At 70.3% G+C, this 23,650-nt stretch carries 24 protein-coding genes; 10 read left to right on the top strand and 14 right to left on the bottom strand.

All coding sequences use genetic code 11. The features are described from left to right. The first annotated feature begins 235 nt into the window (after positions 1 to 235). A complete protein-coding gene (locus tag V5F49_RS10280; RefSeq protein WP_394117405.1) occupies positions 236 to 1,417 on the top strand; it encodes a CobW family GTP-binding protein in 1,182 nt (393 codons plus the stop codon). Then, positions 1,414 to 1,968 carry a DUF924 family protein gene (locus V5F49_RS10275; RefSeq protein ID WP_394117406.1) on the top strand — a complete coding sequence of 185 codons (555 nt, stop codon included), beginning with the start codon at positions 1,414 to 1,416 and terminating at the stop codon, positions 1,966 to 1,968. Before V5F49_RS10280 ends, V5F49_RS10275 begins: the two co-directional genes overlap by 4 nt. On the opposite strand, the gene V5F49_RS10270 is transcribed toward V5F49_RS10275, so the two are convergent. The 8 genes from V5F49_RS10270 to V5F49_RS10235 all read right to left on the bottom strand — a co-directional run bounded on the left by V5F49_RS10270 (position 1,958) and on the right by V5F49_RS10235 (position 10,719). Further along, complete coding sequence (locus V5F49_RS10270) at positions 1,958 to 3,223, bottom strand: TIGR03862 family flavoprotein (RefSeq protein ID WP_394117407.1); 1,266 nt, start codon at positions 3,221 to 3,223, stop codon at positions 1,958 to 1,960. The two genes, V5F49_RS10275 and V5F49_RS10270, sit on opposite strands and share 11 nt — an antisense overlap. Before the next feature lie 285 nt (positions 3,224 to 3,508). Then, entirely contained in the window at positions 3,509 to 5,008 is a 1,500-nt protein-coding gene (locus V5F49_RS10265; protein WP_394117408.1) for a phosphomannomutase/phosphoglucomutase, read from the bottom strand. Positions 5,009 to 5,271: 263 nt separating this feature from the next. Then, entirely contained in the window at positions 5,272 to 7,701 is a 2,430-nt protein-coding gene (gene pheT, locus V5F49_RS10260) for a phenylalanine--tRNA ligase subunit beta (RefSeq protein WP_394117409.1), read from the bottom strand. Positions 7,702 to 7,708: 7 nt separating this feature from the next. Next, positions 7,709 to 7,969 carry a hypothetical protein gene (locus tag V5F49_RS10255; RefSeq protein WP_394117410.1) on the bottom strand — a complete coding sequence of 87 codons (261 nt, stop codon included), beginning with the start codon at positions 7,967 to 7,969 and terminating at the stop codon, positions 7,709 to 7,711. Between the two features lie 11 nt (positions 7,970 to 7,980). Beyond that, positions 7,981 to 9,090: a phenylalanine--tRNA ligase subunit alpha gene (gene pheS / locus V5F49_RS10250; protein WP_394117411.1), complete on the bottom strand. Its 1,110-nt coding sequence runs from the start codon at positions 9,088 to 9,090 to the stop codon at positions 7,981 to 7,983. A 242-nt stretch (positions 9,091 to 9,332) separates the two neighbouring features. After that, positions 9,333 to 9,695 carry a 50S ribosomal protein L20 gene (gene rplT / locus V5F49_RS10245; RefSeq protein WP_121622522.1) on the bottom strand — a complete coding sequence of 121 codons (363 nt, stop codon included), beginning with the start codon at positions 9,693 to 9,695 and terminating at the stop codon, positions 9,333 to 9,335. A gap of 32 nt (positions 9,696 to 9,727) precedes the next feature. Continuing rightward, positions 9,728 to 9,928, bottom strand: a complete 201-nt coding sequence (rpmI, locus tag V5F49_RS10240) for a 50S ribosomal protein L35 (protein WP_169123990.1) — start codon at positions 9,926 to 9,928, stop codon at positions 9,728 to 9,730. Positions 9,929 to 10,164: 236 nt separating this feature from the next. Continuing rightward, positions 10,165 to 10,719 carry a BA14K family protein gene (locus V5F49_RS10235; protein WP_394117412.1) on the bottom strand — a complete coding sequence of 185 codons (555 nt, stop codon included), beginning with the start codon at positions 10,717 to 10,719 and terminating at the stop codon, positions 10,165 to 10,167. Between the two features lie 224 nt (positions 10,720 to 10,943). Between V5F49_RS10235 and V5F49_RS10230 the strand changes: the two genes are divergently transcribed. Then, positions 10,944 to 11,576: a BA14K family protein gene (locus V5F49_RS10230; RefSeq protein ID WP_509210770.1), complete on the top strand. Its 633-nt coding sequence runs from the start codon at positions 10,944 to 10,946 to the stop codon at positions 11,574 to 11,576. Positions 11,577 to 11,695: 119 nt separating this feature from the next. Here the strand turns inward: V5F49_RS10230 and infC are convergent, their stop codons facing one another. Next, positions 11,696 to 12,220 carry a translation initiation factor IF-3 gene (infC, locus tag V5F49_RS10225; RefSeq protein WP_394117414.1) on the bottom strand — a complete coding sequence of 175 codons (525 nt, stop codon included), beginning with the start codon at positions 12,218 to 12,220 and terminating at the stop codon, positions 11,696 to 11,698. A gap of 309 nt (positions 12,221 to 12,529) precedes the next feature. Between infC and V5F49_RS10220 the strand changes: the two genes are divergently transcribed. From V5F49_RS10220 to V5F49_RS10210, 3 genes are all read left to right on the top strand, one after another. Continuing rightward, complete coding sequence (locus tag V5F49_RS10220) at positions 12,530 to 13,387, top strand: DUF3108 domain-containing protein (RefSeq protein ID WP_394117415.1); 858 nt, start codon at positions 12,530 to 12,532, stop codon at positions 13,385 to 13,387. Positions 13,388 to 13,607: 220 nt separating this feature from the next. Next, on the top strand, positions 13,608 to 15,011 hold the full coding sequence (locus V5F49_RS10215; RefSeq protein WP_394117416.1) for a glutamine synthetase family protein: 1,404 nt from the start codon (positions 13,608 to 13,610) through the stop codon (positions 15,009 to 15,011). A 31-nt stretch (positions 15,012 to 15,042) separates the two neighbouring features. After that, positions 15,043 to 16,344, top strand: coding sequence for an NAD(P)/FAD-dependent oxidoreductase (locus tag V5F49_RS10210; RefSeq protein WP_394117417.1), 1,302 nt, complete (start codon positions 15,043 to 15,045; stop codon positions 16,342 to 16,344). Between the two features lie 90 nt (positions 16,345 to 16,434). On the opposite strand, the gene V5F49_RS10205 is transcribed toward V5F49_RS10210, so the two are convergent. The 3 genes from V5F49_RS10205 to V5F49_RS10195 all read right to left on the bottom strand — a co-directional run bounded on the left by V5F49_RS10205 (position 16,435) and on the right by V5F49_RS10195 (position 18,652). Beyond that, entirely contained in the window at positions 16,435 to 16,809 is a 375-nt protein-coding gene (locus V5F49_RS10205) for a hypothetical protein (protein WP_394117418.1), read from the bottom strand. 153 nt (positions 16,810 to 16,962) lie between these two features. Further along, the gene (locus V5F49_RS10200) at positions 16,963 to 17,706 is read right to left on the bottom strand and encodes a TerC family protein (RefSeq protein ID WP_394117419.1); all 744 of its coding nucleotides are present in this window, start codon (positions 17,704 to 17,706) and stop codon (positions 16,963 to 16,965) included. 1 nt (position 17,707) lies between these two features. Beyond that, on the bottom strand, positions 17,708 to 18,652 hold the full coding sequence (locus tag V5F49_RS10195) for a lipid kinase (RefSeq protein WP_394117420.1): 945 nt from the start codon (positions 18,650 to 18,652) through the stop codon (positions 17,708 to 17,710). Between the two features lie 524 nt (positions 18,653 to 19,176). Here V5F49_RS10195 and V5F49_RS10190 point away from each other — a divergent pair. Further along, on the top strand, positions 19,177 to 19,860 hold the full coding sequence (locus V5F49_RS10190; protein ID WP_394117421.1) for a TetR/AcrR family transcriptional regulator: 684 nt from the start codon (positions 19,177 to 19,179) through the stop codon (positions 19,858 to 19,860). A 12-nt stretch (positions 19,861 to 19,872) separates the two neighbouring features. Here V5F49_RS10190 and V5F49_RS10185 read toward each other — a convergent pair whose 3' ends face one another. Together V5F49_RS10185 and V5F49_RS10180 are read right to left on the bottom strand one after the other, a co-directional pair. Then, the gene (locus tag V5F49_RS10185) at positions 19,873 to 20,331 is read right to left on the bottom strand and encodes a VOC family protein (protein ID WP_394117422.1); all 459 of its coding nucleotides are present in this window, start codon (positions 20,329 to 20,331) and stop codon (positions 19,873 to 19,875) included. An 8-nt stretch (positions 20,332 to 20,339) separates the two neighbouring features. Then, entirely contained in the window at positions 20,340 to 21,647 is a 1,308-nt protein-coding gene (locus V5F49_RS10180; protein ID WP_394117423.1) for a PA0069 family radical SAM protein, read from the bottom strand. Between the two features lie 202 nt (positions 21,648 to 21,849). Here V5F49_RS10180 and V5F49_RS10175 point away from each other — a divergent pair, with 202 nt between their 5' ends. Genes V5F49_RS10175 through V5F49_RS10165 form a run of 3 tightly spaced genes read left to right on the top strand, consistent with a single transcriptional unit; the run spans position 21,850 to position 23,641 of the window. Beyond that, the gene (locus V5F49_RS10175; protein WP_394117424.1) at positions 21,850 to 22,002 is read left to right on the top strand and encodes an aa3-type cytochrome c oxidase subunit IV; all 153 of its coding nucleotides are present in this window, start codon (positions 21,850 to 21,852) and stop codon (positions 22,000 to 22,002) included. Between the two features lie 35 nt (positions 22,003 to 22,037). Beyond that, on the top strand, positions 22,038 to 23,186 hold the full coding sequence (locus V5F49_RS10170; protein ID WP_394117425.1) for a Re/Si-specific NAD(P)(+) transhydrogenase subunit alpha: 1,149 nt from the start codon (positions 22,038 to 22,040) through the stop codon (positions 23,184 to 23,186). Further along, positions 23,186 to 23,641: a proton-translocating transhydrogenase family protein gene (locus tag V5F49_RS10165; protein WP_394117426.1), complete on the top strand. Its 456-nt coding sequence runs from the start codon at positions 23,186 to 23,188 to the stop codon at positions 23,639 to 23,641. The genes V5F49_RS10170 and V5F49_RS10165 overlap by 1 nt, the downstream gene beginning before the upstream one ends. The last annotated feature ends 9 nt before the right edge of the window (positions 23,642 to 23,650 follow it).

Here is a 23,650-nt window from a genome sequence, read left to right as displayed (position 1 = left end):
GGCGCAGACATGCCCCCGGCCGGCGCCTGATCCCCCGCCTTCGGTCCCGCACCGCAGCTGCGCCGGGAAGACGACGCCTGTCGCGCCGGCTTCAGGCGCGCCGGCCGGGCAAGTCCGGCAGCACGCACCCGCGCCGTCCCCCGCCCGACATCCGGCACCCACACCCGGCCCGCCCCTTGACCCTGCGCGCCGGGAGCGGGAAGGGAGGGAGAGACCGCCGTCCGGAGACATCCCCATGCAGGGCAGCCCGCCCGACCCGCAGACTGCCCCGAGCGCCGCGCCCGGCTCCGCGCCCGAGGCGCCGGCCCGGCGCGGCCCGCCGGAGCCCATTCCCGTCACCGTGCTCACCGGCTTCCTCGGCGCCGGCAAGACCACGCTGCTGAACGCGCTTCTGGCCGATCCGGCGCTGGCGGACACGGCCGTGCTCATCAACGAGTTCGGCGAGGTGGGCCTCGACCACCTGTTCGTGCGGCCGGTGGAGGAGGGCATCGTCATGCTCTCGTCCGGCTGCCTGTGCTGCACCGTGCGCGGCGATCTGGTCGCGGCGCTGGAAGACCTCCTGCGCGGCCGTGACAACAACCGCCTGCCGCCCTTCGCCCGCGTCATCATCGAGACCACGGGCCTCGCCGATCCCGCGCCCGTCATCCACACGCTGATGACCCATCCCTATCTCGGTCTGCGCTACCGGCTCGACGGCATCGTCTGCGTGGTCGACGCGGTGAACGCCGACGCCACCCTCGACGCCCACGAGGAGGCGGTGAAGCAGGCGGCTGTGGCCGACCGGCTGGTGCTCACCAAGACCGACCTTCTCGCCACGCCGGACCAGCGCGCGAGCCTCGCGGGGCTGAAGGCGCGCCTTGCCCGCCTCGCGCCGGCGGCCCGGCAGCTGGATGCCGCGGCCGGCGAGGCGAACGGCGCCGGCGTGCTGGGCGCCGGCCTGTTCGATCCTGCGACCCGCACGCCCGATGTGGCCCGCTGGCTCGCGGCCGAGGCGGTGGCGGCGGCCGAGGGGGACGGCGCGCCCTCCGACCCCAACCGCCACGACGCGCGCATCCGCGCCTTCACGCTCGCCACCGACGCGGCCATTCCCGCCGCCACGCTCGACCTGTTCCTGGAGCTGCTGCGGGCCACCCACGGCGGCAACGTGCTGCGCATGAAGGGCATCGTGAAGCTGGCGGAGGAACCGGACGCGCCGGTGGTGCTGCACGGGGTGCAGCATGTGATGCATCCGCCCGCGCGCCTCCCCGCCTGGCCGGACGACGACCACCGCACCCGCCTCGTCATGATCGTGCGCGACCTCGACCCGAAGGTGATCGCCCGTCTCTTCAACGCCTTCCTCGGCGTGCCCGAGGTGGATGCGCCGGACCGCGCCGCCCTCACCGACAATCCCCTCGCGCCTCCGGGACTGATGCGATGACCCCCGTTCCCCCGACGCCGCAGGATGTCCTCGCCTTCTGGCTCGCGGCCGAGGAGAAATGGTTCGGCGGCGGGCCGGCCTTCGATGCGGAGGTGCGCGCCGCCTTGCTGCCGGCCCACGAGGCGGCCGCCGCCGGCGCGCTCGACGGCTGGCGCGACAGCGTCTTGGGCGCGCTCGCCTGGATCATCCTGATGGATCAGGTGCCGCGCAATGTGTTCCGCGGCACGCCCGCCGCCTTCGCCGGCGATGCCCGTGCGCTCGACGCGGCCGAGGCGGCGGTGGCGCGCGGCTTCGACCAGGCGCCGGGCATCCCGCCCGCGCTGCGCACCTTCTATTACCTGCCGTTCATGCATGCGGAGGATGCGGCCGCGCAGGCGCGCTGCCTCGTGCTCTACGAGGCGCTGGGGCACGCGGAGGGCATCGCCTACGCCCGCATCCACAAGGAAGCCATCGACCGGTTCGGCCGCTTTCCGCACCGCAACGTCATCCTCGGCCGGGATACCACCGCCGAGGAGCAGGCCTATCTGGACGCGGGCGGCTTCAGCGGCTGAGGGCGAGCCGCGCCAGCATGCCGTGGGCAGCGGCGCGACCGGTGGCCAAGCAGGCCTGCAGCAGGTAGCCGCCGGTCGGGGCCTCCCAGTCCAGCATCTCGCCGGCCACGAACACCGGCGGCAAGGCTGGAGGCAGGCCCGAGAGCGCGTAATCGGCGCCGATGGCGTCCCAGCCGATGCCGCCGGCCGAGGAGATGGCGCGCTCCAGCCCCTGATGGCCGGTGACCGTGAGCGGCACGGCCTTGATGCGCCGGGCGAGGGCCTGGGGATCATTCCGTCCGGGGGAGGTTCCGTCCGCCTCCCGCAGCAGGCCGGCCCCCACCGGGGAGAGCCCCGCCGCCTTGCGCAGCAGGGTGGAGAGCGAGGCGCTGGCCGGCCCTTCGGCGAGCCTGCGCGCCATCGCCGCGGCGTCGAGATCCGGCCGCAGGTCGATGGCGAGCGTCACGGGTCCATCGGCGAGTGCGTCGCGCAGGGCGCCGGAGAGGGCATAGATGGCGCCGCCCTCCAGCCCGGCGGTGGTGACGATGGCTTCGCCGCGCACGGTGCGCCCGCCGAACGCCAGGGCGATGCGCTTCAGCGGCGTGCCGGCAAAGCGGGTGCGGAACACGTCCGACCACGGGATGACCACGCCCATGTTGGCGGGCGCGAGGTCGGCCACCGGCACGCCGAGGCCGCGCAGCAGCGGCACCCAGCCGCCGTCCGCCCCGAGCCGGGGCCAGGAGGCGCCGCCGAGGGCGAGCAGCACCGCATCCACCGGCACGGATTGCTCCCCCGCAGGCGTCGCGAGGCGCAGCGCGCCGTCCGGGGCGAAGCCGGTGAAGGCGTGGCGCGGGCGGAAGGTGACGCCCTGCGCCCCCAGCCGGGCGAGCCACGCCCGCAGCAGGGGCGAGGCCTTGAAGCTCCGGGGGAACACCCGCCCGCTCGATCCGGTGAAGGTCTCTTCCCCCAGCCCCGCCGCCCAGGCGCGCAGGGCCTCCGGCGGGAACGCCTCGATGGCGGGGGCGAGCCGGCCGGCGGCGGCGCCGTAGCGGGCGAGGAAGGCGGGCAGAGGCTCGGAATGGGTGAGGTTGAGACCGCCGCGCCCGGCCATCAGGAACTTGCGGGCGGCGGACGGCATGCGGTCGTAGATGGCCACGCGCGCTCCGGCGGCGGAGAGCACCTCGGCGGCCGCAAGCCCCGCCGGTCCGGCGCCGATGATGGCGACGCGGGGCGCCGAGGCTAGCGGAGGCGCGAAGGCGCCGGAGGCCGTGGACACGGGCAAACGCCCTCCCTTCGGGACAGGATCCGGTGCGGATGAGAGCGCGATCCGGTGCGATTCTTCAATCCGGATGGTGGACGAGGCCATCGGGCCCGGCGTGCACCTCTCCCCGGTGCGTCAGGCCGGGGGAGACTTCGGGCCCGCCGAAACGAAACGCGCCGGTCGGCTTGCGGAGCAAACGGACCGGCGCGGGTTTCGGCGGATGCGCAAGGCGCGGCAATCGGCGACGCGCGATCACCCGGAAGGAGAGGGACGGACCGGCGGAGCCGGCCCGCGCCTGCCTCAGATGGTCTGGTTGTACTCGCCCACCTCGGGGTGGGTGCGCAGCACGCTGTCCACTTCCTTGAACATCTCGCGCATGCGGGCCTCGGAGACCGGGCTCTCCACCACCACCACCAGCTCGGGCTTGTTGGAGGAGGCGCGCACCAGGCCCCAGGAACCGTCCTCGCAGGTGACGCGCACGCCGTTCACCGTCACGAGGTCGCGGATCTTCTGGCCGGTGACGAGCGCGCCCTCGGCGGCGAGCTTCTCGTAATGCTTCACCACGTCGGCGACGATGCCGTACTTGGCCTCGTCGGCGCAGTGGGGCGACATGGTGGGCGAGGACCAGGTCTTGGGCAGCGCCTCGCGCAGCTCGGAGAGCTTCTTGCCGGGGTTGCGGTCCATCATGTCGAGCACGGCGATGGCCGAGACGAGGCCGTCGTCATAGCCGCGGCCCACCGGCTTGTTGAAGAAGTAATGGCCGCTCTTCTCGAAGCCGACGAGGGCGCCGGTCTCGTTCACCCGGCGCTTCATGTAGGAGTGGCCGGTCTTCCAGTAGTCCGCCTTCACGCCGAGCTTGATGAGCTCGGGATCGGTGGCGAACAGGCCGGTGGACTTCACGTCCACCACGAAGGTGGGCTCGGGATAGATCTTGGCGAGGTCGCGGGCGAGCATCACGCCCATCTTGTCGGCGAAGATCTCCTCGCCGAGGTCGTCCACCACGCCGCAGCGGTCGCCGTCGCCGTCGAAGCCGAGCGCGAGGTCCGCCTTGTGCTCCAGCACCGCGTCCCGCATGGCATGGAGCATCTCCATGTCCTCGGGGTTCGGGTTGTACTTGGGGAAGGTGTGGTCGAGCTCGCAGTCGAGCGGGATCACCTCGGCGCCCAGCGCCTCGAGGATGCGCGGGGCGAAGGCGCCGGCGGTGCCGTTGCCGCAGGCGGCGATCACCTTGATGGGGTGCTTCAGCTTCGGCCGGTCGGTGAGGTCCTTGATGTAGACCTCGGGGAAATTCTCCACGAACACGTAGGAGCCGCCGCCCTTCAGGTCGAACTTCGCGCCGAGCACGATCTCCTTCAGGCGGGTCATCTCGTCCGGCCCGAAGGTGAGGGGGCGGTTGACGCCCATCTTCACGCCGGTCCAGCCGTTGTCGTTGTGGGAGGCGGTGACCATGGCGACCGCCGGCACGTCGAGGGCGAACTGGGCGAAATAGGCCATGGGCGACATGGCGAGGCCGATGTCGTGCACCTTGATGCCGGCGGCCATCAGGCCGGACACCAGTGCCAGCTTGATGGACGAGGAATAGGAGCGGAAGTCGTGGCCGGTCACGAGCTCGGGCTTCACCCCCATCTCGTGCATCAGCGTGCCGAGGCCCATGCCCAGCGCCTGCACGCCCATGAGGTTGATTTCCTTCTGGAACAACCAGCGGGCGTCATATTCCCGGAAGCCGGTCGGCTTCACCATGGGCTCGGATTCGTAAGCGTAGGTGTTGGGAGTGAGGACCGGCTTGGGGGTGGGGAACATCAGGACAGCTCCTCGGCCGAGATTTCGCAGGTGCGAGATAACATGGAATCGTGACTGGACGAACGGCAAAGCCGGCGTTGCAGTTGCGCGAGACGGGAAAAAAGTTGGAAAAAGAGGTACGTCAGTAAATATTGCAGGCTGCAATCGACATCTTGTCCGTCGGCGGCGCCGGGCAGGGCACGCGGCGGCGGTTGCGGTGTTCGCGGCAGTGCAACATCGCCGCGCAACGGAGGGAGGGCCCCCGCGGAACCCTCCCGTTCCCGTCAGGCCCGCAGCGTGGCGCCGGTCTTCTTCGTCACCTCGGCGACGATGCGGCCGGCCACCTCCTCGATGTCCTTGTCGGTGAGGGTGCGCTCGCGCGGCTGGAGGGTGACCTCCACCGCCACCGACTTCTTGTCGGGGTCGATGCCCTTGCCCTCATAGACGTCGAACACGCCGACGCCGGCCACCAGCTTCTTGTCCGCGCCCTGGGCCGCCTTGAGGATGTCGGCCGCCTTCACCTCGCGGCCCACCAGGAAGGCGAAGTCGCGCTTCACCGCCTGGAACGGCGACAGGTCGAGCGCCAGCTTCACCCGCGTCGGGCGGGCCTTGGGCTCGGGGATCTTGTCGAGGACGATCTCGAACGCCACCAGTGGGCCTTCCACGTCCAGCGCCTCCAGCACGGCGGGATGGATCTCGCCGAAATGGGCCATGGCGTTGGGGCCGAGCCGCAGCGTGCCGGAGCGGCCGGGGTGGTACCAGCCCGGCGCGTCGGCGGTCACCTGCAGGTTCGCCACCGGCGCGTTGCAGGCGGCGAGCGCGGCGAAGGCATCGGCCTTGGCGTCGAACACGTCCACGGAGGCCGCATTGCCGGCCCAGTGGCGGCCGGCGCCGGCTGGCTTGGCGGTGCCGCGGCGGATGCCGGAGGCGGCCTGCCGCTGGCCGGTGGGCGTGTCGTCGAGGAAGATCTGGCCCACCTCGAACAGCGCCACGTCGGCGAACCCGCGCGCGGCATTGGCGCCGGCGGCCTTGATGAGGCCGGGCAGCAGGCTGGGGCGCATGTCGGAGAGGTCGGCCGCGATGGGGTTGGACAGCGCCAGCTGCGGCGCGCCGCCGCCGAACATCACCGCCGCCTCGCGGGGCAGGAACGACCAGGTGACTGCCTCCACCATGCCGCGCGCCGCCAGCGACCGGCGGGCCTTGCGGCTGCGGATCTGGAGCGGGGTCAGCACCGCCTTGCGGGCGTCAGCGCCGCGCGGCAGCTCGGTGGCGGGCACGCGCTCCAGCCCGAGGATGCGCACCACCTCCTCCACGAGGTCGGCCTTGCCCTCGATGTCGCCGCGCCAGGAGGGCGGCACCACCGCGAGCACCGGCGCGCTGCCGGAGACGGCGAAGCCGAGCTTCTCCAGCACGTCGCGGATCTCCGCCTCGGAGGCGTCGAGCCCGGTCAGGCGCTTCACCTCGGTGAGCGGGAAAGCAATGGTGCGGGTGGTGTCGGGAATGGCGCCCGCCAGCACCATCTCGGACGCCTCGCCGCCGCACATCTCCATGATGAGATGGGTGGCGAGGTCGAGGCCGGGCAGGGTGAACGCCGGGTCCACGCCGCGCTCGAAGCGGAAGCGGGCGTCGGAATTGATGCCGAGCCGGCGCCCGGTCTGGGCGATGTTGATGGGGTCCCAGAGCGCCGATTCGATCACTACGTCGGTGGTCGCCTCGTCGCAGCCGGACTCCTCGCCGCCCATGATGCCGGCGAGGCTCTCCACGCCCCTGTCGTCGGCGATGACGCACATGCCCTCGTCGAGCGTGTAGGTCTTGCCGTCGAGCGCGAGCAGCGTCTCGCCGCCCTTGGCGCGGCGCACCACGAGGTTGCCCGTCACCTTCTTCAGGTCGAACACGTGGAGCGGGCGGTTGCGGTCGAACGTCATGAAATTGGTGACGTCCACCAGCGCGTTGATGGGGCGAAGCCCGATGGCACGCAGGCGGTCCTGCAGCCACTGGGGGGAGGGGCTGTTCTTCACGCCCTTCACCACCCGAAGCGCGAAGGCCGGGCAGAGCGGGGCGGCGGCGCCGAACTCTAGCGTCACGGAGAGCGGCGCGGGGAAGGTGCCCTCCACCGGCTTCACGCGCGGGGCCATCAGCTCGCCGAGGCCGGCGGCGGCAAGGTCGCGGGCGACGCCGGAGACGCCGAGGCAGTCGGCGCGGTTGGGCGTCACGGCGATCTCGATCACCGGATCGTTCAGGCCCAGCACCTCGGCGAAGGGCGCGCCCACGGGGGCGTCGGCCGGCAGCTCGATGATGCCGTCGTGCTCCTCCGACAGGCCCATCTCGCGGGCCGAGCAGAGCATGCCGCGGCTTTCCACGTCGCGGATCTTGCCGATCTTCAGCTCCAGCCCCGAGGTGGGGATGACCGTGCCGGGCGCGGCGAACACGGTCTTCAGGCCGGCGCGGGCGTTCGGCGCGCCACACACCACCTGGATGGGGTCGCCCGGTCCTCCCTTTCCATCGCCGATCGACACGGTGCAGACGCGCAGCTTGTCGGCGTTGGGGTGCTTCTCGGCGGTCAGCACCTCGCCCACCACGAAGGGCGCGAGCTGCTTGGCCTTGTCCTCCACCCCCTCGACCTCCAGGCCGATGAGGGAGAGGCGCTCCACGATCTCGTCGAACGAGGCGGTGGGCTCGAGGTGGTCCTTGAGCCAGGAGAAGGTGAATTTCATTTGGACCTCAGCGTGCCAAGATCAATCGAACGACCCACCCGACAATGAAAGCTAGAGCCAGCCAAGTGACGGTGATTTTCCCTCTTCGGAAAATCAAAGCCCATGTTTCATTTCGGTCACGGATGAGGTCGTCAATCTTCTCTTCGATTCGATAGACCGCTTGTTCAACTTGTTGAAGCCTGTGATCCAGTTCATCGATGTCCTGTCCAGTCGCTCCTGTTCGGGAGCGACGGAGGAGCGGATCAAACCTGTCGTCAGGCTCTTCCATCGGTTGGCTCCTTACGCGCTCAGGCCGCCCGCGAGGGTGGGGAAGTCGAGCGGGCGGAAGCCGTAGTGGGAGAGCCAGCGCACGTCGGCCTCGAAGAAGGCTCTGAGGTCGCTCATGCCGTACTTCAGCATGGCGATGCGGTCGATGCCCATGCCCCAGGCGAAGCCCTGGTATTCGTCCGGGTCGAGCCCGCAGTTCCTGAGCACGTTGGGGTGCACCATCCCGCAGCCGAGGATCTCCAGCCAGTCATTGCCCTCGCCGAAGCGGATCTCGCCGGGGCGGGAGCGATCGCACTGGATGTCCACTTCCATGGACGGCTCGGTGAAGGGGAAGAAGGAGGGGCGGAAGCGCATCTTCACGCCCTCCACCTCGAAGAAGGACTTGCAGAACTCTTCCAGGATCCACTTCAGGTGGCCGAGGTGCGCGCCCTTGTCGATCACCAGCCCCTCCACCTGGTGGAACATGGGGGTGTGGGTCTGGTCGCTGTCGCAGCGATAGGTGCGGCCGGGGCAGATGACGCGGATGGGCGGCTTTTGCGCCTGCATGGTGCGCACCTGCACCGGGGAGGTGTGGGTGCGCAGCACCTTGCGCTCGCCGTCCGCGCCGGGGGGCAGGAAGAAGGTGTCGTGCATCTCCCGCGCCGGATGGCCGGCGGGGAAGTTGAGGGCGGTGAAGTTGTGGAAGTCGTCCTCGATATCGGGACCTTCCGCCACCGAGAAGCCCATGTCGGCGAAGATGGCGGTCAGCTCCTCCATCACCTGCGCGATGGGGTGGACGCGCCCGGTCTCGGCGGCGGCCTCGCGCACGGGCAGGGTGACGTCCACCGTCTCGGTGGCGAGGCGGGCTTCGAGCGCGGCGGTCTTCAGCGCGGCCTTGCGGTGGGTGAGGAGGCCGGACACCCGGTCGCGCAGGCCGTTGATGACGGGTCCCATCACCTTGCGCTCGTCCGGGCTCATGGCGCCGAGCGACTTCAGGAGCTCGGACACGGACCCCTTCTTGCCGAGGGCGGAGACGCGCACCTGCTCCAGCGCGGCCTCGTCGCCGGCGCGCAGGATGGCGCTCGCGATGTCTTGCTCCAGGGCCTCGATGGCGCTCTGGTCAGTCACGGCGGTGTCGGACATGGGAATTTCCCGGAAAGTCAGGTGGTCGCGGGGCCGGGTCGTCCCGGGCCCAGGCGTTCGCGCCGCTTATAGAGGAGGCGCGCCCAAAGGCAAAAGCCCCGGACGGATGATCCGCACGGGGCTTTGGCAGGTCTCGGAAAGACGGGAGGGAAGGCTGGCGCCCGCCCGCCTCAGGTGAGAGCGGGAGGTCCGTGCCTGTGCCGCTCTCAGGCGAGAGCGGAAGGTCCTTGCCTGGGCAGCTCTCAGGCGAGAGCGGCCTTGGCCTTCTCCACCAGGGCCTTGAACGCGTCGGGCTCGTGGATAGCGATATCCGAGAGCACCTTGCGATCCACCTCGATCCCGGCCTTGCCGAGACCATCGATAAATCGCGAATAGGTCAGGTCGAGATCGAGCGCGCGCACGCCGGCGTTGATGCGCTGGATCCAGAGCGCACGGAAATTGCGCTTCTTCACCTTGCGATCGCGGTAGGCATACTGCATCGACCGTTCGACGGCCGACTTCGCAGCGCGGATGGTATTCTTGCGACGGCCGTAAAAGCCCTTGGCGGCTTTGAAGACCTTCTTGTGCTTGGCGTGGGAGGTAACGCCACGTTTCACGCGGGCCATGGGAAAGCTCCTTCAGATCCTGTGCGGTAGCGTCAGCCGTTCGGCAGGAACGACTTGCGGATGATCCGTCCGTCGCACTCGGCGAGGATGGTCGTGCCGCGCTGGTTGCGGATCTGGTTGTTGGTCCGCTTGATCATGCCATGGCGCTTGCCGGCCTGACCCGCGATCACTTTACCCGTACCCGTCAGGCGGAAGCGCTTCTTGGCTCCCGACTTGGTCTTCATCTTGGGCATTTGGCTCTCCGTGGCATGGCTTCGCCGGCCCTTGCGGGCGGCAAACGCTCAGCCTCTTGTTGCTGTTGAGCGGTATGAGCCAGCGCGGCAGCCCTTTTTCGCCGGCCGGCTCGAAGGCCGAAGTCGTTACAGGAGAGCCGGCATAAAGGCAAGGCCCGCGGCTGCGGCGGGGCCTTGGCGGCGGCCGCTCGCGCGAACGGGTCGCCGCGCGCATGCGGCGACCCTTCGTGCCGGCGTCACGGGCAGGGATACTGCATCCCGTCATAGCCGGTGTAGGTTCCCGTCGCCGGATTGTAGGAGCGGTACCGCTGCGCGCACTCGGCGACGGAATCGCTGCCGCCCGCGTTCGCCGCCGCCGCGCCTGCCGCCGCGCCGATGGCGAGGCCGGCGATGCCTGCCGCCACCCAGGCGCCGGTGTTGTTGCGATAGTACCAGCCGCCGTTGCGCCAGTAGGGCTGGCCCCAGCGCGCGTGCCAGGCGGGAGCCGGCGGCCGCACGCCCGGGCGTCCGTAGCCCGGACGTCCATAGCCCGGGCGCGCATAGCCGGGACGGGCCGGGCCGTGCCGGGGGCCGCTCCACCCCTTGGGGGCCGGTCGTGCCCCGTGGCGCATCTGCACCCGCTCCGGCGCCGCCCCATGGATCGCCAGCGGGGCGACGCCGGTGGCGGGCCCCTGGGCCGCGGCGGGCCGCGTCCCCGCCAGTTCCGCCATGCCGATACTGGAGAGGATGAGGGCGGCGGAGGTGAGGCTCGCGGTCATCCACCGGATGGATCTGGGCATCATGTCAGGCATTCCGGACTCCTTCTTCTGGACCCGGACAACGACTGCCGCTGCGTCAGGGATGCCTCGTGTCACGCAGGCGTGAAGGCGTGCGCCGCAGCGTCGGGCGGTGGGCACGAGTTCGCCGCTTTCCGGCCGCAACTGCCGTTGCGTCCGTGAAAGATTCGACACAAATCTCGCTGAAGATCGAACGTGTTGAGGGAGTGAACATCATGTTCGGTAGGAAAGGTGTGGCCTTGTTGGCCGCCGCTGCCATCGCCGGGAGCATGCTCTCGTTCTCCGGGGCCCCCGCGCGCGCTCAGGCGCTGCGCCTGGGCCTCGCCGATCCGGGCGCGCTGAAGTCTGCTGCGAGCGTGGACCAGGTGGCCTATCGGGGATATCGCGGCGGTGTCTACCGCGGCGGCGCGGTGCGGGTCGGCGGCCCGCGCTTCTATGGCGGCGGCGCGCGCATGGTGGGGCCTCGTTATGCGGGTCCGCGCTATGCAGCCGGCTTCCGTCCCGGCTATCGCCCGGGCTGGGTGGGTCCCGCTCGCCCGGGTTGGGTGGGGCCGGCGCGCCCGGGCTGGGTGGGTCCCGGCTGGGGCAATCCCGGCTGGCGTCCGCCGCCGGGCGCGTGGGGTCCGGGGCCGTGGCGTCCGGGCTGGGGCTGGTATCGTCCCGGCTGGGGCTGGGGCTACTACAACAACACCGGCGCCTGGGTCGCGCTGGGCGTCGCCAGCGCGGTGGCGGTGGGCGCGGCTGCTGCCGCGGCAAACGCGGCGCCGGTCTATGACGATGCGGTGGCCTACTGCATGCAGCGTTTCCGCTCGTACAATCCGGCGACCGGCACCTATACCGGCTACGACGGCTTCCAGCACCCCTGCCCGTGACCGGGCGGGAAGGCCCGCTCCCCCGGGGCGGGCCCGACTGGCGCGAGACATGAAAAAGGCCCGGGACGCATCCCGGGCCTTTTTTCGTGCCGATGGCTTCGGACAGACCCTGTTGCCGCTCAGCGCGGGGCGAGGATCATGATCATCTGCCGGCCTTCCAGCATGGGCTCGGCCTCCACCTTGGCGATGGTGGCGACGTCTTCCTTCAGCTTCTGCAGCAGCTTGAAGCCGATGTCCTGGTGCGCCATCTCGCGGCCGCGGAAGCGCAGGGTGACCTTCACCTTGTCGCCTTCCTCGAAGAAGCGGAGCATGGACTTCATCTTCACGTCGTAGTCGTGCGTGTCGATGCCGGGCCGGAGCTTGATCTCCTTGACCTCGACCACCTTCTGCTTCTTGCGCGCCTCGCTGGCCTTCTTCTGGTTCTGGTACTTGAAGCGGCCGTAATCGAGGATCTTGCACACCGGCGGCGCGGAGTTGGGAGAGATCTCCACGAGGTCGAGGCCGGCCTCCTGCGCCAGGGCGAGCGCGTCACGGATGGCGACCACGCCGCGGTTCTGACCGTCCTGGTCGATCAGCTGGACTTCACGGATGCGGATTTCCTCGTTGACGCGCGGACCATCCTTCTCCGGCGCGACGGGTCTCATGGGGCGGCGAATGGCTTCAGTCTCCTCAGAAATTACGACATACCGCGCAAGGCGAAGAGGCCGCGGCGCCGGCTCCTGCCGTCGTCTACGCGACCCGCCTTTCAGGGTAGGCTGGAAAGATCGTGACAAACGGTCGTAAAGTCAATGACCCATGAGGATTCGCGCGCGTTGCCGCAGGGCGCCGCGGCGGGGTCCGTCGGCGGGGCGGGCCACAGTTCGGCCGCCTTCCTTTCGCATCAGACGTCAGACCGCCGCAACGCGGCTTCCTCACGCGGGCAACCGCCGCTTCGCCGGCCACGGACGCACCGAATGATCAAGCCTCGTCTCGCCTTCCTCTCCGCCGGTCCGGCGCGGCTCCTCTGCGCCGGCGCCCTCGTCGCCGGGCTGGGCGCCCCGGCCCTCGCCGACGGCAAGCTCAACGCCAAATATTCGCTGACGGTGGGCGGGGTCGAGCTCGGCCGCGGGTCCATCGCGGTGGCGGCGGGGGATGCGAGCTACGAGATTTCCGGCACCGCCCGCGTCACCGGCGTGCTCCGCGCCGTCTCCTCCGGCAAGGGGGTGGCGGCCTCGCGCGGCGCGTTCGCCTCCGGCAAGATGGTGCCGCGCCTCTATGCCATGAACGCGGAAGCCGACGGCAAGGAGGAGAGCGCCCGCATCGCCATGGCCTCCGGCGCGGTCAAGGAGATGGACGTGGAGCCGGCGCTGAAGCCGGCCCCGGACCGCGTGCCCGTCACCGACGACGTGCTGCAGAACATCATCGATCCCATGTCCGGCGCCTTCGTCTACGTGCCCGGAACGGCGGATCTCCTCTCGTCCGCCGCCTGCGAACGCTCGATCCCGGTGTTCGACGGCCGCCAGCGCTACGACATCTCCCTGTCCTACCTGCGCACCGAGGCGGTGAAGGCGGAAGGCTATGCCGGCAAGGCCGTGGTCTGCGCCGTGCGCTATGCCCCGATCGCCGGCCATCGCCCCAGCCGCTACACGGTCAAGTACCTGATGGAAAGCCGCGACATGTTCGTGTGGCTGGTGCCCATCGCCGGCACGCGGCTGCTGGCGCCGTTCAAGGTGTCGGTGGCGACGCTGATCGGCACCGCCGTGCTGCAGGCCTCCGCCTTCGAGACGCAGGCGACCGGCGGCCCGGTTCCGGTGAGCGCGCCGCGTCCTTAGATCATTGTCCTGAATCCGCTACCGCCGCCCACGAGCCCCCAGATGTCGTAGGGGGAGAAGCGGGAACGCGGCCGGCCGTGCGATTCGATCGCGATTCGTTCGGGGCCTGTTCGCCCGGCTTTCGGTCCGGTGTCCCACGGCAGCGCTCGCGCCGCGTTGACACCCGCCCCGGCTGAGGTGTTCCCTGACGGGGCGTGAGTTGTTCACGCGCGAGGACATCATGGCGAAACGCAGCAAGGATGCGCACAAGGACCACGTGACGGCGCCGAGGAGCGCCACCACCCTGGCAGAGGCCAAGGCCTGGATGGCCAGCCGGGGCATCACCGAGATCGAGTGCACCGTCCCCGACCTTGCGGGTGTCGCGCGCGGCAAGATCATGCCCGCGTCCAAGTTCTTCTCCTCGCCCGTGATGAACCTGCCGCTGTCGGTCTTCTTCCAGACCATCTCCGGCGAATATCCCGATTACGAGGGCCTCGTGGATTCGGTGGTCGCCGACAGCGACCTCGTGCTGGAGCCCGATTTCACCACCCTGTGCTCGGTGCCGTGGGCGCAGGACCCCACCGCCCAGGTGATCCACGATGCCTATCACCGCGACGGCCGCCCGGTGGAGCTGGCGCCCCGGCAGGTGCTGCGCCACGTCATCTCGCTCTACGAGAAGAAGGGCTGGAAGCCGGTGGTGGCGCCGGAGATCGAATTCTATCTGGTCGAGCCCAACACCGATCCCGACTACCCGCTGAAGCCGCCGGTGGGCCGCTCCGGCCGGCCGGAGATCGGCCGCCAGTCCTATTCCATCCAGGCGGTGAACGAGTTCGATGCCCTGTTCGAGGACATCTACGACTACTCGGAAGCCCAGGGCCTGGAGATCGACACGCTGATCCACGAGGACGGCGCCGCGCAGATGGAGATCAACCTGCGCCACGGCGATCCGCTGGCGCTGGCCGATCAGGTGTTCCTGTTCAAGCGGACCATCCGCGAGGCGGCGCTCGCCCACAAGATCTACGCCACCTTCATGGCCAAGCCCATCGCCAACGAGCCGGGCAGCGCCATGCACATCCACCAGTCGGTGATCAACACCGCGACCGGGCGCAACCTGTTCTCCGACGAGGACGGCGACCCGACGCCGGAGTTCTTCTCCTTCATCGCCGGCCACCAGAAGTACCTGCCGTCGGTCATGTGCGTGATGGCGCCCTATGTGAACTCCTATCGGCGCCTCACCCGCGATTCCATGGCCCCCATCAATCTCCAGTGGGGCTACGACAACCGCACCGCCGGGCTGCGCGTGCCGCCCTCCACCCCGGAGGCGCGGCGCCTCGAGAACCGGGTGCCGTCCTCGGACGCCAACCCCTATCTCGTCATCGCCGCCTCGCTCGCCTGCGGCTATCTCGGCCTCACCGAGAACCTGCGCGCCACCGAGCCGCTGGAAGGCGATGCCAAGAACCTCGACTTCGACCTGCCGCGCGGCCTCCTGGAGGCGGTGGCGGCGTTCCAGGACAGCGAGCCCCTGGCCGAGGTGCTGGGCAAGAGGTTCGTCGCCGCCTTTGCGGCAGTGAAGCAGGCGGAGTTCGAGACCTTCATGCGGGTCATCTCTCCGTGGGAGCGGGAATATCTTCTCCTCAACGTCTGACGCGCCGCGGCCGGCAGAACAGGAGGAAGCTATGGCGCACGCACCCGCGCGGCCCGACGCCACGGGCCATCCCGCGTCCTGGTACGCGGCGAGCGCCCATCCCATGCCCGCCTTCCCCCCGCTCAAGGGGGAGGCGCGGGCCGATGTCTGCGTCATCGGCGCCGGCTACACCGGCCTGTCCGCGGCGCTGCATCTGGCCGAGGCCGGATACCGCGTCGTGGTGCTGGAGGCGCAGCGCGTCGGCTCCGGCGCGTCCGGGCGCAACGGCGGGCAGGTGCATTCCGGCCAGCGCCGCACCCAGGACGAGCTCGAGAAGGCCATGGGGCCGGACGATGCGCGCAAGCTCTGGGATCTCGCCGAGGAGGCGAAGGTGCTGCTGGCGGATCTCATCGCCCGCCACGCCATTGCCTGCGACTACCGCAAGGGCCTGATCCACGCCGACCACAAGCCGGGCTATGTGCGCCACAGCCATGACTACGTGCGCCTGCTGCGCGAGCGCTACGGCTACACCGCCGCCGCGCCGCTGGATCGCGAGGAGCTGCGCGCGCTGGTGGGGACGGACGCCTATTACGGCGGCATGATCGACCACGAGGCCGGCCACCTGCATCCGCTCAACCTCGCCCTCGGGCTCGCGCGCGCCGCCACCGGGGCGGGGGCGATCATCCACGAAGGCACCCGCGCCACGGCGGTGCGGGAGGAGCAGGGCGTGGTGGTCTCCACCGACACCGGTGGCACCGTGCGCGCCGAATTCCTGCTGGAATGCGGCAACGGCCTCATGGACGGGCTCGACCGGCGGGTGGACGCCCATGTCATGCCCATGTGCAACTACATCGTCGCCACCGAGCCGCTGGGCGAGCGGGCGCGCGGCATCATCGCCAATGACGCGGCGGTGGCCGACAGCCGGTTCGTGATCGACTATTTCCGCCTGAGCGCGGACGGGCGGCTGCTGTTCGGCGGCGGGGAGAGCTACCGGCGCGGCCTGCGTGACGACGTGGCGTCCTTCGTGCGGCCCTACATGCTGCGCATCTTCCCGCAGCTCGCGGACGTGCGGCTCGATTATGCCTGGGGCGGGGTGCTGGCCATCACCCTCACCCGCATGCCGTTCGTGCGGCGCCTGTCGGACAAGGTGCTGGTCTCCGCCGGCTACAGCGGGCAGGGCGTGCTGCTGGCGCCGCTGTTCGGCAAGATCCTCGCCGAGGCGGTGCGCGGCCAGCTGGGGCGGTTCGATCTCCTCGGCCGGTTCCCGGTGCCGCCGTTCCCCGGCGGCACGCTGCTGCGCTACCCGCTGCAGGTGGCGGGCCTCACCTATTTCGCCCTGCGCGACCGCCTCTAGGGCGGTCCGCGCCCGCTCCGGGCCGTGCCGTCCGGCCTCGGCTGTGCGCGAGGCCGCGGGGGTGGCGGACGGCCCGCGCCCGCGCTGCCCTCAGTTCAGCCCGCCGAGCCGGCGCGCCTCGGCCAGCGCCTTCAGGCATCCGGCCTCGTCGCCGGCGGCCTGCAGGTTCATGGCCTGGCTGAGCGCGCCATAGGCGCCGCTGTCCGGAGCGGTCAGCCCCGCGGCGGCCAGCGAGCCGGGGGTCGGCTGCCGGTCGTCCTGCGCGCCGATGCTCTGGGCCTCGGATGGCGGCTTCTTCGGCGCCGGCACCGACGCCTTCAGCTGCTGCTGCACGGTGACGATCTGCTCCAGGCAGGCCTGGGCGCTGGCCGGCGTCGCCCCGGCGCATAGCGCCAGCGCGGCCGCGACGGCGCCACTCTTGAGCAGGGGGGAAAGGCGGAAGCGGGACACACCGATCGCGACCATGCGGACCTCGAGGGATGACGGGGGCGGGGGCGCCGCCTGCGGTGCGGGAGCATAATGGCCCCCGCGCCGCCTTGCCATCCGCCTCGCGCAAAAGCGCGGGGGCTGGCCTCGCGCTTCCGGCAAGGGGGCGGACGATGCCGCCGCGGCCCCGGCTCAGTGGCCGCCCGCCGCCGCCCGCCGCCGGCGGGCCATCATGTTCAGGCCCTCGATGGCCGCCGAGAAGCCCATGGCGGCATAGACATAGCCCTTGGGCACGTGGGCGCCGAAGCCTTCCGCGATCAGCGTCATGCCGATCATGATGAGGAAGCCCAGCGCCAGCATCACCACCGTGGGGTTGGCCTCGATGAAGCGAGCCAGAGGATCGGCGGCGAGCAGCATGCAGGTCACCGCCGCGATCACCGCGATGATCATGATGGGGATGTGCTCGGTCATGCCGACGGCGGTGATGATGCTGTCGATGGAGAACACCAGGTCCAGCATCAGGATCTGCGCGATGGCCGCAGTGAAGCCGATGGTGACCCTGGCCTCCTTCACGTCCTCGCTGTGGGTGCGCGGGTCCACGTTGTGATGGATCTCGGTGGTGGCCTTCCACACCAGGAACAGGCCGCCGGCGATGAGGATGATATCGCGCCAGGAGAAGCCCTGCCCGAAGACCTCGAAGATGGGCGTCGTCAGCTTCACGATGATGGCGATGGTGCCGAGCAGCGCGAGCCGCATGATGAGCGCGAGGCCGATGCCGATGCGCCGCGCCTTGGTGCGGTACTGCGGCGGCAGCTTGTTGGTGAGGATGGAGATGAAGATCAGGTTGTCGATGCCGAGCACCACTTCCATGGCCACCAGCGTGACCAGGGCCACCCAGGCCGCGGGATCGGCAGCGAGCGCGAGGAGGTAGTCCATCTCAGAGAGCACCTTGGGGCAAAGAGGTTGCGGAAGGGGAGAAGGCGGTGGGCGCGGCGGCCGGCGCGTAGACGCGCAGCGCCGCCGGGCGGATTGTGAAAGACGCGGGCGTGAACGTCACCAGCTCTCCGTCGGTGTTCACCGGGCGCGGACGGCTGGTGCGCACCACCACCGCCGTGGTGCGGAAGGCGCGCACGTCGCCCCACTCCCCCTGGGTGCCCCGGCGCAGCGCCGGCAGCAGCGCCAGCAGGCGCCACCAGTGGTCCACCTCCAGGCTGTAGAAATCCAGCTTGCCGTCGTCGGCGGTGGCGGTGGCCTCCACCGTCATGCCGCCGCCGTAGTGGCGTCCGTTGCCCACCGAGACCTGCAGGGTGCGCACGGTCTCCACCGTGCCGTCATGCTCGATGAAGGCGGTGAACAGGCGCGACTGGAGGAGGAGGCGCGCCGCCACCACCGCATATCCGAGCACGCCGAACCGGCGCTTCGCCTCGCGCGTGAGGCCGGCGGCGAGATCGGCCGAGAAGCCGATGCTGGCCACGTTGAGGAAGGGATGGCCGTTGACCTCGCCGAGATCCAACGCCCTCGGCGCGCCGGTGACGATCAGGTCGGCCGCGGCCACGGGATCGGCTGGCAGGGAAAGGGTGCGCGCGAAATCGTTGGCGGTGCCGAGCGGGATGACGCCGAGCGGCAGCTGCGTGTCGTAGAGCCCGGAGGCGGCGGCGTTGAGCGTGCCGTCGCCGCCGCCCAGCACGATGAGGTCGGCCTCCTGCGCCCGGGCGCGGATGGTGTCCGAGACGGCGGCGGGGCCGGGCCAGGGCACGTCGATCAGGTCGATGCCGGCCTCGAGGCGGGTGCGGATGGCGGCGAGGGGCAGGTTTCCCTGGCGCGCGCCGGGATTCACCATCAGCAGCGCGCGGCGGCGGCTCGTGGGTCGTTGCTGCGTCATGACGCTAAGGGGTGGATCATGGGCCTCGGTTCCCGTGGGGTGCTGAGCACGCGGAGATCCGACATCGCGCAAGCGGAGGCTGCGCCAGAGGGGCCCGGATCTGACGGGTAAGGTAAGGCGGGTTGCCGCTACGCCAAGCAGGTGTGGCGCAATGTCGCAGAAGGGCGAGGGGCGGCGGAGGTTCGCGGCGCGCCGGGCCGCTGAAACGGAGAGAGGGAGGAGAGCGGGGGCGTTGCTCTCCTCCCTCAGCCCGACCGCCAAGCGGGTTGCGGAACCGTTTGGCGGAACGAACCGTTCAGTTCGATGAGCAAGAAATAGCCGAGGGCGGGGCGTCTGGCAAGGCCGAACTGAACGGTTCGGTCAGAAATTTTCGAGCGGCGCGTCCCGCGTCCCCGCGACGCGCGAAATCGTGTGGTGGCGGAACGGTGGCTTGCGGGCGCGAGGGCCTGCCTGCGCCTATCAGGCACTTGCGCCGCCGGGGGGAACGCGCACAGAAAGACCGGGGGGCTGGCGAGACAGGACTGATGAGCGCACTGGAGCAGGCAGGCATCACGACCGGAGCGGGCGCGTCGCGCGAGACCGCAGGCGCCGGGCAGGACCCGGAGAAGCGCAGCCAGATCCTCGCCGGCGCCCGGGAAGTGTTCTTCCAGCGCGGCTACGACGCCGCGAGCATGGGCGACATCGCGCGCGCCGCCGGGGTCTCCAAGGGCACGCTCTACGTCTATTTCGAGAACAAGGAAGACCTGTTCGCCGGCCTCGTCACCAGCGAATGCGCCGAGACCGCCGAGCGCCTGTTCCTCATCGATCTGGCGGAGGAGGACGTGGAGCGCGCCCTCACCGAGCTCGGCCGCTCGTTCGTGCAGGCCATCCTGCGGCCGAGCAGCATCGCCCTGCTGCGCACGGTGATCGCCATCTCCGGCAAGTTCCCCGATATCGGCCGCCGCTTCTTCGAGGCCGGCCCGTGCGAGGGCGTGAGCCGCCTGTCCGCCTTCCTGCGGGTGAAGGTGGCGGCCGGCGTGCTCGACATCGACGACGTGGAGCAGGCAGCGAGCCAGTTCCTGACCCTGTGCAAGGACGGCGTGACCATCCCCGCGCTGGTAGGCGCGCCCGCGTCTCCGGCGCCGGCCGCGGTGGAGAAGTCCGTGCGCGGGGCCGTGCGCGTCTTCATGCGGGCCTATGGCGCTGCGCGCTGCTCCGGCATCCGGTGAGCGCCGCACGGTTCAGCCCCCGTCCGCCGGAACGGTGAGCCGGCCCTCGGCATCGAACGGGAAGAAGGGATTGTGCGCCACTTCCCACAGGTGGCCGTCGGGATCGGCGAAATAGCCGCTGGTGCCGCCCCAGAACGCCTTCTGTGCCGGCTTCACCACCCGTCCGCCTGCCGCCTGCGCGCGGGCGATGACCTCGGACACCCCCTCGGCCGTGCCGACATTGCAGGCCAGCGTGAGGCCGGGGAACGGCTGGGGCGGTGCTTCGGGCAGGGTCGCATCCGCGGCGAGGCGCCCGCGCGGAAACAGGCTCAGCATCACGTGCCCGGCCAGGAAGAAGGCGACGCTTTCGGTTCCGGCGCGGCGCTCCAGCCCCATGGCCTCATAGAAGGCGATGGCGCGGGCGAGGTCGTCCACGCCGAGGGTCACGAGGTGCAGGGCGAAGGCGGGAGCGGGAGGCGGGATCACTGGCATGGCTGGCCTCAGTCGAACAGGTCGAGCTGGACGCCGGCGGGCTTGGGCCGCCGGAAATGGGCGGTGGTGAGCTTCAGGCCGCGCCCGGTGAGCCCGAGCCGCGTGGCGGCGATCTCGAACCGGCGGCCGACCGTCCAGGCGTATGGGCCGTCCCCGCGCATCCTCTTGCCGAAGCTGGCGTCGTAGTCCTTGCCGCCGTGCATCTGGCGGATCAGGTTCAGCACGTGGCGCGCCTTGTCCGGGAAGTTGGCCACCAGCCATTCGCGGAACAGGTCGGCGATCTCCAGCGGCAGGCGCAGCATCACGTAGCCGGCCTCGCTGGCGCCGGCCGCCTTGGCGGCGTCGAGGATGCGCTCCACCTCCATGTCGTTGAGGGCGGGAATGAGCGGCGCGGTCAGCACCGCCGTGGGAATGCCCGCGTCGGCGAGCCGGCGGATGGTGCCGAGGCGCACGTGGGGGCTGGCCGCCCGCGGCTCCATGGTGCGGGCGAGGTGCGGATCGAGCGTCGTCACCGAGATCGCCACCTTCACGAGGCCGCGCTCGGCCATGGGGGCGAGGATGTCGATGTCGCGCGCCACCAGCGCCGACTTGGTGACGATGCCCACCGGATGGCCGAAATCCGCCAGCACCTCGAGGAGGCGCCGGGTCAGCGCGTAGCGCCGCTCGATCGGCTGGTAAGGGTCGGTGTTGGTGCCCATGGCGATGACGCGCGGCTGGTAGGATGGATGCGACAGCTCGCGCGCCAGCAGCTCCGGCGCGTCCGGCTTCACGAACAGCCGGGTCTCGAAATCGAGGCCGGCGGAGAGGCCGTGATAGGCATGGGTCGGCCGGGCGAAGCAGTAGATGCAGCCGTGCTCGCAGCCGCGATAGGCGTTGATGGAGCGGTCGAACCCCACGTCCGGCGACTGGTTGCGGGTGATGACGGTGCGCGCCCGCTCCTCGGTCACCTCGGTGCGCAGCGGCGGCAGCTCCTCCAGGCTCTGCCAGCCGTCGTCGAACAGCACCCGCGCGGCCGGCTCGAAACGGCCGGTGGCGTTGGAGACCGCCCCGCGCCCGCGCCGGCGGTCCGCATCCACGCCCGTGCCCAGCTCCGCGTCGGGACCCGGGGCGACGGGCGGCGCCTCGGCCGCCTTTCGCGTTGCCGCCCGTTCCTCGGCCAGCCGGCCGAGGATGCGGTCGGCCTTCCGGCCGGCGGCGGCATAGGGCGCGGCGCGGGGCTTGCCGGCGGCAACCGGGCTCGTCCCCGGGGCGGGCGCGGCATCGCCGGGCGGGCGGCGCCGGGTGCGGGAAGGGCGGGAATCGGTGTCGGGGCGCATGGGAAAAAAGGTAGCACCCGCCATAGAACAAAACAAGAACACGCGGCAATCGTGGAAATCTTTTCCGCGGTGCGTCAAGGCTTGTGCCGATTCAAGGGCTTCAGCGCGGTCTCCCATCTGGCATATTGTACGCCAGGGGCCAGTTGCCAGAGTTTCGCATCTCCGGTAAAGGCCAATTGAAACGCTGGAGCAGGGGGAAAAGATGGCTGAACACGCCACGACCGAATACGCCATCGCCGATGGCAACGATTACGTCGAGCACGAGCGCACCTACGCCGTTTTCACCGCCCTGACCAAATGGGGCGCGATCGCGGTCGCCGTCATCCTCGTCCTTATGTGGATCTTCCTCCTCTGACCCCCTGACGGGCCGGAGCATCGGAGACAATTCAGATGAAAATCGCTGTCCCCGCCGAGGTTGATCTCGGCGAGCCGCGGGTCGCTGCGACCCCGGATACGGTGAAGCGTCTCGTGGGCCTCGGGGCCAGCGTGGCGGTGGAAACGGGCGCCGGCCTCAGGTCCGGCATTCTCGATGCGGACTTTGTCGCCGCCGGGGCCACCATCGCGACGACCGCCTTCGACACCCTCAGCGGCGCCGATGTGGTACTGAAGGTGCGCCGTCCGACGGAAGCCGAACTTTCGTCGTACAAGCCGGGCGCGCTGGTGCTGGCCATCCTCGACCCCTACGGCAATGACGACGCGCTCGCGGCACTCGCCCGCGCCGGCGTCGCCTCCTTCGCCATGGAGCTGATGCCCCGCATCACCCGCGCGCAGGTGATGGACGTGCTGTCCTCGCAGGCGAACCTTGCCGGCTACCGCGCCGTCATCGACGCCGCTGCCGAGTTCAACCGCGCCCTGCCGCAGATGATGACCGCCGCCGGCACCGTGCCCGCCGCGCGCATCTTCGTGATGGGCGCCGGCGTCGCCGGCCTGCAGGCCATCGCCACCGCCCGCCGCCTCGGCGGCATCGTGACCGCCACCGACGTGCGCCCCGCCGCCAAGGAGCAGGTCGCCTCGCTCGGCGCCAAGTTCGTCGCGGTGGAGGACGAGGAGTTCAAGCAGGCGGAAACCGCCGCCGGCTACGCCAAGCCCATGTCCGCCGAGTATCAGGCCAAGCAGGCCGCGCTCGTCGCCGACCACATCAAGAAGCAGGACATCGTCATCACCACCGCCCTGATCCCGGGCCGGCCCGCGCCGCGCCTCATCACGGCGGAAATGGTGGCCTCCATGAAGCCCGGCTCGGTGATCGTCGACCTCGCGGTCGAGCGGGGCGGCAACGTGGAAGGCGCGGTGCCCGGCCAGGTGGTGTGGGTGGGCAACGTGAAGATCGTCGGCCACCTCAACGTGCCCGGCCGCCTCGCCGCCTCCTCCTCGCCGCTGTACGCGAAGAACCTGTTCAACTTCTTCGAGACGATGGTGGACAAGGCCTCCAAGTCCCTCGCCGTGAAGTGGGACGACGAGCTGGTGAAGGCCACGCTCATCACCCGTGACGGCGCCGTCGTGCATCCCAACTTCGCACCCAAGACTGAGGGAGCGGCCTGATGAATCCCGTCACTGCCCAAGCCGCGGCGGACGCCGCCGCTCAAGCCCGCGCCATGGCCGAAACGGCCCGCCAGGCGGCCGAAGCCGCCCAGCACTATGCCGACCAGGCCGGCGCCGCCATCGGCGGCGTGGCCCATGCCGCCACCGGCGGGGCCATCGACCCGTTCGTGTTCCGCCTCGCCATCTTCGTGCTCGCGGTGTTCGTGGGCTACTACGTGGTGTGGTCGGTCACCCCGGCGCTGCACACCCCGCTCATGAGCGTCACCAACGCCATCTCGTCGGTGATCGTGGTGGGCGCGCTGCTCGCGGTGGGCGTGACCACCGTGGGCGATTCCAGCCACGCCTGGGGCGCGCGCATCTTCGGCTTCATCGCCCTCATCTTTGCATCGGTGAACATCTTCGGCGGGTTCCTCGTGACCAGCCGCATGCTCGCCATGTACTCCAAGAAGAAGTGAGGCGGGGAT

Origin of the sequence: Xanthobacter lutulentifluminis (genome assembly GCF_043194675.2) — a bacterium.
Lineage (GTDB): Bacteria > Pseudomonadota > Alphaproteobacteria > Rhizobiales > Xanthobacteraceae > Xanthobacter.
Note: the sequence above shows the minus strand (reverse complement) of the source record. Positions and strands in the feature narration are given on the sequence as shown.